The sequence below is a fragment of the Photorhabdus akhurstii genome, assembly GCF_019090985.1.
GTDB lineage: Bacteria > Pseudomonadota > Gammaproteobacteria > Enterobacterales > Enterobacteriaceae > Photorhabdus > Photorhabdus akhurstii.
In genome coordinates, this window is record NZ_CP020335.1 from 5,110,205 (window position 1) to 5,125,402 (window position 15,198).

Sequence of the window (15,198 nt, forward strand, 5' to 3'; positions counted from 1 at the left end):
GATTAAATATCAACATCAATGTTCTTTCTTGGTAAAAGCCGAAACAGGAGCAGGTGTCGGGACAGAGCTATCGCAATTATAATGCTCTCCTGTCAATCCTATTTTTTTGCAAGCCGTAGACAAAAGATCATTAGGTGTTGCCCACTCATCTTTCCAGTTATTACCGTCATAACGTTCATTCTTAAATAGATCCCACATTATAAGGCCCGTTTTACCATATTTGATCGTACCATCTAATATGCTATTGAGAGCTGCCTTCGTGAGCGGCAAATTACCGGTTGCCGGTTTACCCACTTCAAATCCAACTGTAATAGGCGGCAAAACCAATAATTTTTGCGGTTGAACTGATGCCTGAGCATAATTACGTGCTCCTTTCAGTTTGACATGAAAGGTGACTACTTCATTGCCGGATTTAAGCCAGTTAATATATTGACCATAATAATACTTAACCTGTCCAGGAAGGTCACAAGGAATATATGTTTCACCGCCGCCAATAAATCCACAATCTTTTTCACTTAAATCATACGTCATCACACCAATATAACTGAGTCGGTTGATCAAATCGGGATAACTCAGCGCAGTATTATAAATCAAACCATAGAGATTTCCTCCCCACCAGGCACCACCATAAATATCACTATTCCTCGCATTAGTTCCCCAGTTAGCGGACATATTCGGGATACCTCCCGTTGCAGGACCTGCTGTACTTAGCTTAAGTGATGGTTTAACGGCATTAATTGAAGTGTAAAAAGATTTTAAAATAGCGGCGAATTTATCCACGGTTACAGGCATTGCACGGGGAATTTTTTCTGCGCCAGGGACAATCTTCATTGACGCATCATAAACATAACCGCCGAGTCCCTTGGCTATTAAAGTTGATGTAATAAGAGTTTCGCTGTTATTAGGGGGAACATTGATTGAGTCAGGGGTTAATTTCCAACTTTTTGCATTAATATCAGCGTGCCAGAATTCCTCATAATCAACATCAATTCCCTCGACTTTCAAGTCAGCCGCCAAATTGACAATATTTCTATATGCCTTATCTGCTTCTTTGCCCGTAATAGTACTGTCAAATCGAGGAATTTTGGTCAGGGGATTAGGGAAGATATCATAAACCGCACCGGGTTCATTACCACAAGCATCTTTTTTGCCGGCGGTTACATCATAAATTTTCGGATAACAACTAAAATTCCATCCACCTACAGCGATATAAGTACTCACTCCATGAGATTTTAAATCAGCGATAACACCTTTCAATGCCACAAAATCGGCCCTGGCATTTTCAGCTTCTTGGGTGCTAACACTTTGACCAGAAGTACAGGTATAACCAAACAATCCTGAACATTTCAGGCTATTTTTTTCATAGTTAACAAAACCAGGCTGGACAAAAGATAATACCAACGTATTAAAGTTACTCTTATTCTTAGAAATATCTCTACTTAATTTTTTAAAGTTATCAAGGCTGGCATAATATTCTTGAGTATCAACCTGCGCAGCAGGCCCACTAAGATAATATGCAGATATTTTAGGATTGGCGGCAATAACATTTCCTGATATGAAAGCATACAATACAGAAATTGCTAATAAATATCGGTTTAATTTGTATTTAGACATATATCTATCTCCACTTGGTTAACATTACTTTTCCGATTACAGCCAATGAGTTATCATGACACTTCATTGCCTTTTCATCATGAACGGTATAAGTTTTTCCCTAATAGAGCGTTAATATGTTCAGTCTGTTATTATAGACTGTGATGTAGTTACTAAACTGTTATATTGGCATTAATTATTTCAATGCATCAATTTCATAATAGTGTAGTTTTCACCATTGTCCACAAAAGAGATAGAAATTAGTTGTAATAATATTTCTCTCTAATCTATCTAAATAAAAAACAATATTATTATATGATAATTCCACTAGATTATATTTATGTTGATTAAATAAGGTTTCATAATAGTACTACACCTATTTTTTTCTTCCTGGCTTTTGCTGTAATGAAAACGATGCCAAAAAAGCATCAACATAATTAAGCAACCGCCACATAAATTGACAACAATGATTTCGCGTTATTGTCTCATGGAGCGATTGTCATAACCGTTCTATTTTATTTAGCCACGGTGAATAGACGGATAAAAACAACAGAGCAAATTTAGGATGTCGTGCCAGCCACTCCTTTACCTTCTGACTTTTATGAATAGCGTAGTTATCTAAGATTAATGTAAGGGTTTCCGCATGGGGATATTGATGATTCAGTTCATCTAACATTTTGATAAATAAATCAGAGTTCTTTTTTATTCCTTTAACATAGATGACTTGCTCTGTTTGGGCATTTCCTGGCATTCATTTTGAGGTATGGATGCTATAATTGACATCACTCAGTCCGTTTTGAGGTTTGGGATTTTTCGCAATTGATCAGATCGCAAAAATCGGACTGAGTTCCCTTCCAGTGATCTACTATTTTGAAAATTTATTTATCTGATAATAACCGGAGGATAATCGCCATTTATCGCCGCCGGTTTATGCCGTCAAATAAGCGATTATTCTGTCATCCAGTTGTCGTTATTTCTCTTTCTCACCGACTCAGGCCGGTTATTTCCCCTATTCTCCTCAAAAATGGTTTTCGGCAGGGTAAATCCTCTCAGTTTCAATAATACCAGCGGCCCTTTCCCGACTTCGGTCCGCAGTACCCAGGTCAGCGGCAACCCCTCCGGCGTGATCAATCCCAGCCGGTAACGGCTTTCATCCAGCATTTGCACCCGGGCGGCCTCCAGCCAGCGAATCAACCCCCACGTCCCCGGATACTCGCCATATAACCGCGCGCCGGTGTTCACGCCGGTCCAGGTCAGCACCACCCCGGGATTATCCTCGTCTCCCGGCCAGCGCAAATGCTGCCAGCTCTCCATCTGGTTAAAGTAACGCAACCGTTGACCGTCTATCATCAGGTCGGTTTCCGCCACATCCCGCACCGGTTTGGCTCGCAATTCAAATCGTATTCCCTCGCTGCCATTGGCAAACAGCACATCCGCGACCTGACTCAGTTGATTTATCGCGCTTAAAAAGGCCGGGTTAACATGCAGTCCCTGACTGTTCACTTTATCTACTACCCAATATTTCCCCTCTTTATGCAGCACGCCGCCTAACTGGCTGTGCAGGAACTGTTCTATCCGACCGCTATCCGCCCGAATAAACTGTCCCAGCATTGGCAACGAGGCGTCATTTTGCCCCGCCACAAACGGGTAACGGCCGTCAAAGTCGGTTTGCCAGTCTGCCACTACCGCCGACTGCCACTGCGCATTCAGACTGGCCGCCGCCGGTTGTAATACCGTCTGCCACGCTTCGGTTAACGGCCGCACAAACACCGCCTGGCCAAACCCGTTCCATTCCGCGCCCAGACTGGCCGCTATCAGGCTGCCGTAAGTCCGGGTGTCGGTCAGCTCCACGCTTTTCCCCTGAAACACACTCTGGGCCAGGGCTTCCATTACTGCCGGCGGGTCATCGGTATTCGCCAGTTGTTGCAGCGCCAGACGCACCCGCGTCACCCGGGTCAGGAAGGTTTGCAGACTCAGCGACCGGTCCGCCGTCAGCCCGTTTTCCGTCGCGCTCTTGCCCATCAGCGCTAATAACGGACCGAAGGTGTTATCCAATGGCCCCTGTGGAATTCGGGTCTGGTCAATCACCGAGGGTTTATTTTTCTGCAACAGGTTTTGTGCCGATTTCACCAGCGAGTCCGCCAACGCCGCCCCCTGTTGCCCGGTTTCTCCCTGATAAGCCAGCGTATTCATCAGCGCAATCAACGGCGACTGACGCACGTCCGCCATCAGGGTTAACTGGTCAATGGTGTCGGACAGGTTATGGGTTTTATGCCAGCGCAGGCTGTTGAGGAAGTTCAGCCACGCCCCGGCGAAGTCGGTAAAGTAACGCGCCGTCAGCCGGGCTTTCAGCTCCGCCGGGGACACCGCCTTCAATACGGGCTGACGGCCGTCACTGAGCACCCAGTCAATCGCTTCCTGCCGGGAGGCTGCCACCTGCGCTATCGCTTTTTGCACCTGTCCTTCCCACGCCTGACGGGTAAACATTCCCGGCACTACCTGACGGCTGCTAAACAGGCGACCGGCATCGGTGGCGCCGGTCATCTGCGCCAGAGTTAAATCCCCGTAACTGTGAGCCACCTGTCGCAGCATTTTCTGGTACAGCATCGTTTCCGCATGACGCTGCCCTAACTGATTGAGCAATATCTGACGCACTTCACTGACCAGCCCGTTATCCACGCTGATTTTCCACTCCGGGTGGCGCGGTAAGTTTTGGGCATAAAACATCAGTAACGCCTCGCCGCTGTGTTGCCACAGGCCATCCGTCACCCCGGCCCGGCGCGGCCAGTTTGCCATCAGCACCCGGCTCATCACCGCCGCGTCCGCTTTCTCCGGCCGCGCCATCATCAGATACACTTTCAGTTGATTGTAGGCCGAGGTGATACGCTGATAACGCTGCGCGCTGCCCGCCGGCAGATTCACCAGTTCGGTCAAACGCTGATGGAGCAACCGGGCAGCGGCATCACGTATCAGTTCGGCATTGTTGCGCTGATACACCGGCCACATCACTTTCAGCAGGGCATCATTCTGATTTAACCCAAAACGGCTGTACCAGGGCGCCCCGCGCTCTGACTGCGACTGCAACCGGTCAATTTCCCGCTGCAACTCATGCTGACTGAGCAAACGGGCCGATAACTCGCCCTGACGCTCACCGGCCTCGCTGATACGTTCACGACTGACCGCTATCTGATGACGGTTAACCCAAAATGAGGTCACGCTGCCCATGCCCCAGAACGCCGCCAGCGCTATCACCCCCCACTGCGCGCTTTTCTCCCACGGGAAGCCCACTGCTTTCCCCCGGCTATCGCGCGCATGCTCCAGCACCCCGTTCCAACTGGCATCCACCAGCCAGCCATGTTCCACCATCCCTGACGGCACAAACAGCGGTAAACTGAATGTCACCCCCGCCAGCCTCAACGGCGGCCGCTCTAACAATGGCGTTAGCTGTTTCACCAGATGGGTTACCCCGCCATCCCGCAAAGACTGCGCCAGTCGCAACAGAAAATCGTGACGGTTTTCCGCTATCGCCTGTTCCATGCCCCGATTCGCCAGCGTTGGTATCAGGCTATCCAGACTCTGCGCCAGCATCTCGGGCGTCCCCCCTTCCGACAGAAAACAGCCCACGGTCTGAGTCGGCCGGTCGTGCTGGTCCCAGTGGCTGTGACGCATATTCCACACATACACCGGCGCCTGCCAGCCCAGCTGTTGCCCCTGTTTCTCCAGCATGCGCAACGAGGTCTCCATCTGCGTTCGCTGGCCGAGCTGGTCTTCGGTCATCACCCACACCACCCCATCCAGCGGGCGACGGCGACGCAGTTGACGCAATGCCTGTAACTGCGCTTTATCCGGCTGAACCTGTAAACTGCCGCCCCACAGCAACAGATTATTTTCGCCTTCCTGCCAGTGCTGGGCGGTCAACCCGGGGACAATGGCTTCTACCTGCTCCCGTTGTCCCATCACCAACAAAATACATACCCGCCGACGCCAGAAACGGCCATAACGCCGACCAAGCTGATATTGCAACCGCTGAAAATAAAATGGCGCTTCTGAGGATGCGACTTGTTCTACTGGCGCTTTAACCGCGCTTTCCCGTACGGGCAGACGCTGTTTGTAATCACGAAAAAGATTCAACAGCCATACCACACCCACCATGCTGACAATCCAGACGATTATTTTGACCGCCTGAGTAGATAACCCAAATCGATCGCCCCAGAAAGATAACAGTCCGCCCAAGACCAGTGCGATTAAACTGGTGACCAGACCTACCCCCAAGTTACGGGTAATAAAAGCTTTAAGCATGGAAGCCCCCTGATGAAGTGACATTGTTTAGCGGGGAGAGAGTCCCCAGTTGTAACGAGGCATTGTGCGCTAGCAGAAAAAGCTGTGGCGCCTGCTGATATTCGGCCATTTTCATGGCGAGTGTTAATACAAACCAATCCGCATATGGCCCTGATTTCCCAAGCCAATGGGGTACAAACTGTTGATCAAGCGTTGTTGGCTCGCTCTGTTGTACGGATGATGGCAAGGTCTTTAATCTCTGATTCAGCCGAATTAACAACCTGTCTTTCTCCGGTGAATCCGCATCGTTGTACCACAGTGTCCCGGCCGTGATGGCAGGACGTTGATAACGCAGAAACTGAGCCACACTCTGCTCCGTCTCCGCCGCTACCGTAGCCATAGGCCGATGCAGACAACATTTTGCCGACAGCTGAGAAGAGGGAGGCGCCAGTAGCCAAACCACCGCGCCCTCACTGGTTGCCGCGAGTGTTTTATCGTCTTGCCAACACCATGCCATGACCAACAGCAATCCTTTGATTTCCGTATTCAACCAGTCGCTTATCTGATGGGTATAATCGGATTTAAGCCCTATCGGGCCTTGTAGTTGAGACAGAGGCAGCCCCAGTTTTTGCCAAACCTGACAAAATTGCTCCCATACGACAGTTTCGGTCCTGTCTGATGAAAAATAGACATTCACTTTATGATTAGCCACATGCGCGGCCAAACTACTGCGCACCGCTCCCAGTAAATTTTCAAACATGTTGAAATAACTGGAAAAAGGGGGCAATACCAGTGCGCTATCGCCATTGACCAATACCGCCTTATCCGCCGGTGACGGCACTTCCGGCGGGAAAAGCGCATCATAATCCACAACCCGTATCGCCTGAGAAGCCCACGCTTGCCAGCGAGCCTCCTGCCAGGCGTTCTCTTGCGTCAGCACTTCCGCCTGCTCCAGCTCCACGCCGTAACGAAACAGCCGCCAACCGGCAATCACCCCGAACAGTGCTGTTATTCCGGCTAAAGCGATCAATGCATAAAGCAAGCTGGCGGGATCTTTAAACAGATACCAGAAACCGCCGACAGCAACGACGACAGCGAAACAAGCCATACTGAACAGCCGCCGCCAAAGCGACCAGACCGGCGGTTCTGGCCGGTGTACGGAATAAGACTCTGGAATTTCCCAAGCCATTGTTATGACTCCCCTATTCCGGCTTTCGTCGTACTGGAAATAACATAACAACCGCATTGGCAAAGCGCTTTATCAAATGCGACCGGTTTGCCATCGGAAATACATTGAGAATTGGCATTAACAATACGATTAATACCATGCCCTTTTAGCGGACAACTGACTAAATCATTTAATAATGCAGCTCTTTTACCTTCAATTTCGATAGAAGAGGAAGCGGAAATCACTTCACCGCCGCTACTGAGCTTATCACCCAGGCGAATAATGCCTTCAAACATCATGATGCCTATATCAGTAAGGATAAAATTTTCACATTTAGAACGCGACAATACTATCGTTCGGATTATTCAATGCTGCCTGTGAAAGCAGTTTGATGACTTTTGTAAGATCGTCTCTTGCAACAAATTTCTTTGAAAATACAATGTTGATTTTTTTATTTAAATTAACAGAAATCAGTACATTACCTTCACGTTCCTCCACCCCTTTAATACATCGATAAGGCAAAAAAAGAGTTTTACTCAACGCGGTTGGTGTTAATAAAAAGCCCCCTTCTGTCTCGGCAAAGAAATAACGACCTTCTGTTTTACGATATGAGAGACAATGCATAGCCGTCATCATCATACAAATACTATTCACGCCCTTAATTGGCATAACCAGCGTTATGCAACCCAAAATACACATCCTTTTCCAATACCTATCCCGAAAAAAATAGACGGCGGAATGAGGAATCATATTACCTGTCTGATATTGATATTCATAGAATGGGGATAGCGCAACTCGTTGAATTGACAACAAACACCCAATAAAATAAACCGCGCCAAATGGGAAAAAACAAGATGTAATAAACGAACTGATTTTCGCATACTTTGGCGCTTTGAGAATAACAAACAGATTAACCACCTCCAGCAAAATGAAAATCAACATCAAGACATTGAATATTGATAATTTAGCAACAAAATATTGCTCTTGATAAGAAAGAGCAAAATAACCCTCACTGGCTACCTTTATAACAACCAGTAAGACAAGATAGGTTAATACATTAATAGCCAAGCCTATCCAAGCTATTTTATAGATCTGATTCACAAAAACTCCCTAATTTACACAAAATTACAAACAAACCCCATAAAAACAGATAAAACTTTACATTGGATAATTCGTTACTGAATTTTCCAAAGACAAGAAACTGCTTAATATCGCTATGACTCATCATAGATAATTCTGAGGACTATCTCATAAATCTTTAGCTCCATCCTATTACTTGAATCAGTAATAGTAGTAATAGCTGGAATAACAACGCTTATCTGGCAGTACTCTTTTACTATCCTTATTCAATTTTCCATCCGGGGAATGAGCTTTGATTTTCCTCAACCTCTTTTTTGTGAATTTCTCAAGATTAATCTCCGTAGGATTAGGGAACCCCAATACAGTAAAAATCTCTTCCGCCAGCCTGAGTGTTGGTTTAGGATTTCTCATGCAAGAAAAATAAACTAATGGTGAAAGGACAATTGCCATCAAGCCAAAAGACAAAGACATGTGTTTTATACAACTCACCATATATTCAACAAAATATTCCGCTCTATATTTAACAACATATTCCGCTATATATTTAGCAAAAGGTTCCCCTATATATGTTATAATGAACTTCCAATTATCAAAAATCACATCGATCGTGAATATAGAAAAAATAACTAAAGAACCATACCAGACGACACGTGCCTGATATTTGGCATTTGAATGAATACCCTGTTTACAACGTGGCGTCATAGAAACCACCCTTAATTTGGGATGGGTAATGGCATAAACTACATAGTGCCCCTCCTGCTCGGTTACCGCTAATTCAACATAATCACCCGCTTTTGCGGCGGTAAACCCCAGCCAGCCGTGGAAGGGAACGCCATTGATTTTCCCCCGCACAAAATCACAGACATCACTTCCCCTAACGGTGGTTTGTGAATGAGTGCCCGAGGTATTTCCTGCTATCGACACCCCGACTCCCCGATATAATTTCCGTTCATTTTGACAGGCAGAGGCGGCCGGACCATATTCACGATCGGTAAAATAACCAATCACACACAGGGCCTCGAACTCTTCCAATACACCACTCACTTTGATTAAGGGCTTACCCGGCGGCAATTCCGGTGGCGGCGGCTCTTTTGCTAATATCGCATCCAGTTCAGGAATTTTAGCTTGAAGATTCATTATTTCCTGTTCTGCTTCTTTTTTGCTATCGGGAAAATTGATGGCATGTTTTCGGTTTACATTAATATCAATCTCAATGCCTTTTTTCTGCCTTTTTATTTGCTCAAAATCAATAGCCTCTTTGTCAGAACGAAAGGTACTCATAAGCCCTCCTTAATTGCATTAGTAAAATTTTTACTTTGTTTTTCATACTGTTGGTTCCTATTATTTAATTATCTAAATCAGTAATAGTAATAATGGCTCAGGATACAAAGCTTATCCGGCAAGACTTCTTCGCTGTTTTCAGGCGATGGATTAGATTTTATCTCTCTAAGCCTTTTCTTAGTTAGTTTCTCAAGACTAATATCTTGCGGATTAGGAAAGCCTAATACTGAGAAAATATCCTGAGCCAGTTTAACTGACGGCCACGGTTTCTTAATGCTGGCAGAATACGCATAGAAAGAAAATATGGTTGCCAGAAACATAAGACATAAGATTAAAAGGTCTGCCCCATCCCAAAAATTGCCCCCACCTGAAAAAAAGATGGCGCCAAGACAAACAACAATAATTATAAAAAATACGCAGGAAGTATAAAATACTGCATCCTTTGCTTTTGACCGGGTTCCTTTATTACAACACGGCGTGATAGAAATCGTTCTGCGTTCAGGGTTTGTTAATGCATAGACAACATAATATTTTCCCTGATCAGTCACCGCTAATTCAACATAATCACCTGTTTTTACTGTAGTCAATCCTATCCAACCATGAAAAGGGATGCCATTGATTTTCCCCTGCACAAAATGACATATTTTACTTAATCGTCCCTCAGTCCGTAAATTCACTGCGGCCTGAGAACTATTTCCCAACATCGCCAGCAATAATGCACCAAATTGTCTATTCTCCTCCCGGCGGGCAAATTCCTCGGGGTCATATTTGCGATCAGAAAAATAGCCTTTGACACAGAGTATTTCCAACTCTTCCAATACACCACTCACTTTGATTAAAGGTTTACGAGGGGGCAATTCCGGTGGTGGCGGCTCTTTTGCTAATATTGCATCCAGTTCAGGGATTTTGGCTTGAAGCTCCTCTATCGCTTTTTCTATCTCCTCGCTATCCTCAGGATAGCGCAGAATCGTTATTTCTCTCTTAACTGCTATCTGCGTATTAAGACTTTTTCTCTGACTTTTTATTTCCTCAAAGTCAATAGCACCTTTTAACATCTGATAAGTATTCATGAGATATCCTTCATTGCATCAGCAAAACTTTTACTTTGTTCTTCATAAAACCGATATCCTCTGCTCAATTACTTGAATCAGTAATAATAGTAATAGCTGGAATAACAGCTCTTATCCGGCAAAACTCTTTCACTCTCTTTACCAGATTTCCCTGCCGGAGAATTAGCCTTCATTTCCTTCAACTTTTTCATCGTAAATTGATAAAGATTAATTTCCGTAGGATTAGGGAAATCCAATACCGTGAAAATCTCCTCAGCCAACCTAAATGTCGGTTTAGGTTTTCTCATACAGGAAAAATAGATTAACGGTGAAAAAACAATTGCCATCAAACCACAAAATAAAGAGGTATATTTTATATACAAAATAATATTTTCTCTGGTTTGCTCACTAAAAATTCCCCCTACCATGAAAGCAAAGAAAAGCACTAAAGAACCATACCAAGTGCCACGTATCTGATATTTAGCATTTGAGTGAATACCCTGTTTACAACGCGGGGTCATCGATATCACCCTTAATTCGGGATGGGCAATGGCATAAACCACATAGTATCCCTCCTGCTCGGTTACTGCTAATTCAACGTAATCACCCGCTTTTGCTATAGTAAAACCTAACCAACCGTGAAATGGCACTCCATTAATTTTACCCCGGACAAAATCACAAACATCCCTTACCCTCACTTTGGTTTGCAAACTAACTGCCGCCGCTGAAGTATTTCCTGCCACTGCCATCAATAACCCTCCAAACAACTCTCGTTCTTCCTGACGGGCAAAAGCGGCCGGATCATATTCACGATCAGTAAAATAACCCATAACACAGAGTGTTTCGAGTTCTTCTAATACACCACTCACTTTGATTAACGGCTTACCCGGCGGCAATTCCGGTGGCGGTGGTTCTTTTGATAATATCGCATCCAGTTCGGGGATTTTAGCTTGAAGTTCCTCAATCGCTTTTTCTTCCTCCTTTCTATCCTCAGGATAGCGCGGAATTATTATTTCTCGCTTAACCTTTACCGATATATCAATATCTTTTCTCTGACGTTTTATTTCATCAAAGTCAATAGCTTCTTTATAAGGACGATAAGTACTCATAAGCCGTCCTTAATTGCTTCAAAAAAACTTTTACGTTGTTCCTCACACAACTTATCTTTCTGTGATTCAGGGTAAATCCATTGCGTGGATTGCAAATTTTTCGCTGGCTCCAAACCAAAAACACAACTTCTGCACCATTTTTGTAAGTCATTATCAGAAAAATATATCACTAATACTTCAACCACAAAAATAACGAGCATCACTCGCCAATTACATAGCAAAACAAAATATTCCCACACCAAAAGCCTTGATACTCCTCTAACTAGTAAACTTTCAGTTGAAATTAATGCCCTATTAATTAAGATTTCTAATAAACCATTTAATGCTGCTGTGAGTTGCGCAAAATCATAAGCCACTTTAAGACCGTAAAGACCAATAAACTGCCAGCGTCGTCCATTCCACAATTCAGATCCCAACTCACTGATATCTACTCCAAAATTTAATGCAGCAGAAACCGTCCCTGCATTCGTCCCAATAAACTTAATCGTGTTGGCTGCAGCTATATTTTCTATGCCGTGCTTAACCATCGGCTCCACAATCTCCATTGCCGTACTCAATGTACTTAAAAACGCGGCGGTCACCTGGGCCTGGCCCTTGACACCCCCTTTACTCTCTTTTAACTGATTGGCATATTCCAACCCATTAAAAAATAAGGCCAATAATTTAATCCGAGATTTTTTTAACACTGGCTCTCCTTCTGCACTTTCAACAAATTCTTTAAATTTATCGTTATAACCATTTTTCGTTTCAAGATGAGCTTTTGCTCCTGATTCCTTAAGTTGCTTCAACACCTGACGCCGGAATAGATCACCCTCTTGAAGCTGCGATACCGATAGTTTCACCGCCCTGCCAAAAGACACACCTGAAATCACCGAGAATAGAGTTTTACTCAGCATTTCATTGGTACTATTCAGCACTTTTCCTAAACGGGTAAAATTAAAGAACCGGTCACCCAGCGTGACCAGCCGCCGGTCACTGTGCAACATCGCCCGGGCAAAGGTACTGTCGGATTTGGGCGGCTTTTCCAGTGCTTCATTCGCTTTATCGTAGGCTTCAACCAGTTTTCCACTCAGTGTCGTTACCGTCTTCATAAACACTGAAATGTCCGCCGGTTTTTCATTCCCCTTATTCAACTGCATCTTCTGTAAAAACCCGTCCATCTCTTTCGTCACTTCCGGGTTATTCAGCAATAACGAGCGCCAGACAATATTTTCTGGTGACAGCGCAGAATATTCGTCAATTAAAGCATCTAAATAGGCACAACCGGTTTCGGTCACGTTAAGCGAAGCGATGGCATAATCCACGGCCTCACGATAATTGAGATTGTCCTCCAGTCGGGTGGTATGAAAATCCTGACAACAGGTGATAAACCCACTCTGTTTCAGCCAACTCACCCTCAACTGGGCCAGTTGCTCCAGTTCCTTCGCCACGTCGGTGCAAAGATCGGCATAACATTGATTAAATGCCTGTCGTTTAGCCAGATTCAGCTCTGCGGTATATTTTTTCCAATCGTGGGCAAAGGTTTTCTTATCCGATTCGATGGCGTGACGAATTGAATCCTCTCTGCGTTTTTCCCACTCCTGAATTGACAAACCCGTAGAAGCCGCCAAAATGGCATCCTTTTCTTTATCCGGCTTTTTGAAATGTGTGGTGTGCATTTGACGCAACTGATTCTCCGCCCCATTCAGTGAACTGTCGGTCATAAACTCAATCGACAATTCATCCAAAAAGGTTTTATGCGCCCCAGCGATATCATCACCCCAGCCCGCTAATTCATGCGCTATTCCTATCGGATCATGCAACGCGATTAATACCGGCGATACCGGCGTGCCATCCGCAGCCCGCCCGCGTTTTTGCATCGCCCTGACCGTAATGTCCGCACATCCCGCCCGCTTGCTACTCCACGGATACAAGGTGCTCTTTGGCCTCAACGCACCGTGATAAATTTCATAGTAGGGCGCCTCTTCTAATGTCCGGCTGATACGCAGCACTTTCCGGTTACAAGGCAGAACATATTTGCCGGAATCATTGTCTCCCAGACAGTAATCGATGACGGTATTCAGGTTCTCTATCGTCGCCTGAGCAATCCCGACCCCTTCCGGCACCCCGCGCCACTGCCACGGTTTCACGCACTGCATCCTCTTTTCCCGCGCTGCGCGGTTGTTGTGATAATACTTGATGGTCTCCTGGCTCCACGCTGAGGGCGTGAAAGCCAGCCAAGTTTCCGTATACAAGGCCATATCCTGGAGTACGATAAATTCCATATTGGCGCTCTGATGGGTCGGCGCACGGCAATCTGAGGTTTTCTTGGGAGAGACACCAAAAGGCGCACAAAACTGTTGCCACAGCGCACCATCCTCGCTAACGCTCCAGGCATCCCAACTCTCCGGCTCATCTAATCCGGCACTCGCGTAATAGACATATAAAAACCCCTGCCGTAAGGCACGCAGCGCATAATGATAGCCCGGCGCCGCTGGTTCTGGCGTTTCCGCCCACACCGGCAAGGTTTCCGAAACATCATCAGGCACCACGGTATAACGCACCGGCAACAGTGCCGGTCCGGTGGACTCACATGTCCAACATAATGATTCATTCATCACAACATCTCCTGGTTCTTGGAGGGAATAATGGCAGGATTGGGACGGCCGCACTCACGAGCCAGTGCCGACCACGTTTCTGCTGTCAGTTCAGCGATGCGAATGACATAACCGCCAGCGCTCCTGCCCTCTTCATGGGATAACAGCGACTGTATTCGGGGGTGTAGATCTATCTCTGGATGGTAAAGCAGACCATGCAATGCACAGGCTTCGAGGTCCTGTACTGCATCAAAGGCGTAGCGTGCTGTCACCCGGCGCAGCAAGGCCAGCATAATATGCAGGGATTCCCGTTCTGTTCGACGTAACTGATTGCGGTGTGCCTGACGATATCGGCGCAGTGCCCGATTCATCGGCCCTGACCAGGCCATTTCTGCTACCTGTTCCGCTGTCAATGACAGTGAAAAGATGTACAGTTCCTGAGCAGACTCGGCATTGTCCCGGTGCAGTAACTGACTGTCGCCGTCAATCAGATACCAGTCGGTTAACGGCCCCAACAAACGCGAGCGTTGCCAGCTATCCAGCACCGGCCAAAAGGCATTATTGACCGCCGGATCATAAAAGCGCAGCATGGCCTGCGGTTGAAATGAGACGGACTGCACCGCCATCATACTGATATGGTGTGCAATCGCGGAGGCCGGGCTGGCACTAAACAGCCAGCCACACACCATTCGCCCACGTCCGGCTATCAACTCCGCCGGATCGGTTTCCTGCAACGCCTGCGTGACGCTCAGCGCCAGCAGTTCAGCATCCTCCGGCTGATTAAGATTGAGTGGCACCAGCCAGGGCGAATAACGGGATTCGAAATGATGATGCTTTATCTGCGTCGGTATGGCCGCCGGCTGATGATTCAGGATTGCCGCCGGGAGTCTCTCTTCCTGTCGGTTTTTGAGAAAAACCGCCGGGTCAACCAGTAAAAAACCGTGTTCGCCATGCTGAGTAAATGCCGTACGCAAGTCAGCCAACAAACCGGTTTGCCGTCTGGTTTCAGCCTCGGGGGAAAAATTGTAATCCACTGTCAGTGGAATAGTTGTTTCTATCATGGT

The 15,198-nt window shown here is 46.2% G+C and carries 10 protein-coding genes and 1 pseudogene; all 11 read right to left on the reverse strand.

What is annotated here, in order from left to right; all coding sequences use genetic code 11:
• Positions 1-15: 15 nt before the first annotated feature.
• Positions 16-1,614: a hypothetical protein gene (locus B0X70_RS21915; protein WP_036809658.1), complete on the reverse strand. Its 1,599-nt coding sequence runs from the start codon at positions 1,612-1,614 to the stop codon at positions 16-18.
• A gap of 355 nt (positions 1,615-1,969) precedes the next feature.
• Positions 1,970-2,335: pseudogene (locus B0X70_RS21920) on the reverse strand (IS630 family transposase); the annotation flags it as partial.
• A 206-nt stretch (positions 2,336-2,541) separates the two neighbouring features.
• Positions 2,542-5,892, reverse strand: coding sequence for an ImcF-related family protein (locus B0X70_RS21925; RefSeq protein WP_217470395.1), 3,351 nt, complete (start codon positions 5,890-5,892; stop codon positions 2,542-2,544).
• Positions 5,885-7,060 carry a KPHS_23130 family T6SS system protein gene (locus tag B0X70_RS21930; protein ID WP_217470396.1) on the reverse strand — a complete coding sequence of 392 codons (1,176 nt, stop codon included), beginning with the start codon at positions 7,058-7,060 and terminating at the stop codon, positions 5,885-5,887. The genes B0X70_RS21925 and B0X70_RS21930 overlap by 8 nt, the downstream gene beginning before the upstream one ends.
• Before the next feature lie 2 nt (positions 7,061-7,062).
• Positions 7,063-7,338 (reverse strand): PAAR domain-containing protein, encoded by a 276-nt coding sequence (locus tag B0X70_RS21935; RefSeq protein WP_082302187.1) that lies wholly within the window; start codon positions 7,336-7,338, stop codon positions 7,063-7,065.
• Between the two features lie 34 nt (positions 7,339-7,372).
• On the reverse strand, positions 7,373-8,140 hold the full coding sequence (locus B0X70_RS21940) for a hypothetical protein (RefSeq protein WP_217470397.1): 768 nt from the start codon (positions 8,138-8,140) through the stop codon (positions 7,373-7,375).
• 180 nt (positions 8,141-8,320) lie between these two features.
• A complete protein-coding gene (locus B0X70_RS21945; protein ID WP_217470398.1) occupies positions 8,321-9,400 on the reverse strand; it encodes a putative type VI secretion system effector in 1,080 nt (359 codons plus the stop codon).
• A gap of 77 nt (positions 9,401-9,477) precedes the next feature.
• The gene (locus B0X70_RS21950; protein WP_217470399.1) at positions 9,478-10,470 is read right to left on the reverse strand and encodes a putative type VI secretion system effector; all 993 of its coding nucleotides are present in this window, start codon (positions 10,468-10,470) and stop codon (positions 9,478-9,480) included.
• Positions 10,471-10,547: 77 nt separating this feature from the next.
• Positions 10,548-11,558, reverse strand: a complete 1,011-nt coding sequence (locus tag B0X70_RS21955; RefSeq protein WP_217470400.1) for a putative type VI secretion system effector — start codon at positions 11,556-11,558, stop codon at positions 10,548-10,550.
• Entirely contained in the window at positions 11,555-14,155 is a 2,601-nt protein-coding gene (locus B0X70_RS21960; RefSeq protein WP_217470401.1) for a T6SS effector BTH_I2691 family protein, read from the reverse strand. The genes B0X70_RS21955 and B0X70_RS21960 overlap by 4 nt, the downstream gene beginning before the upstream one ends.
• A complete protein-coding gene (locus tag B0X70_RS21965; RefSeq protein ID WP_214040640.1) occupies positions 14,155-15,195 on the reverse strand; it encodes a DUF4123 domain-containing protein in 1,041 nt (346 codons plus the stop codon). Before B0X70_RS21965 ends, B0X70_RS21960 begins: the two co-directional genes overlap by 1 nt.
• Between the last annotated feature and the right edge of the window lie 3 nt (positions 15,196-15,198).

Coding starts and splice junctions, on each gene's coding strand:
- B0X70_RS21965 (WP_214040640.1), bottom strand. CDS start 15,195: ATGATAGAAACAACTATTCCACTGACAGTGGATTACAATTTTTCCCCC.
- B0X70_RS21915 (WP_036809658.1), bottom strand. CDS start 1,614: ATGTCTAAATACAAATTAAACCGATATTTATTAGCAATTTCTGTATTG.
- B0X70_RS21935 (WP_082302187.1), bottom strand. CDS start 7,338: ATGATGTTTGAAGGCATTATTCGCCTGGGTGATAAGCTCAGTAGCGGC.
- B0X70_RS21955 (WP_217470400.1), bottom strand. CDS start 11,558: ATGAGTACTTATCGTCCTTATAAAGAAGCTATTGACTTTGATGAAATA.
- B0X70_RS21945 (WP_217470398.1), bottom strand. CDS start 9,400: ATGAGTACCTTTCGTTCTGACAAAGAGGCTATTGATTTTGAGCAAATA.
- B0X70_RS21930 (WP_217470396.1), bottom strand. CDS start 7,060: ATGGCTTGGGAAATTCCAGAGTCTTATTCCGTACACCGGCCAGAACCG.
- B0X70_RS21960 (WP_217470401.1), bottom strand. CDS start 14,155: ATGAATGAATCATTATGTTGGACATGTGAGTCCACCGGACCGGCACTG.
- B0X70_RS21950 (WP_217470399.1), bottom strand. CDS start 10,470: ATGAATACTTATCAGATGTTAAAAGGTGCTATTGACTTTGAGGAAATA.
- B0X70_RS21925 (WP_217470395.1), bottom strand. CDS start 5,892: ATGCTTAAAGCTTTTATTACCCGTAACTTGGGGGTAGGTCTGGTCACC.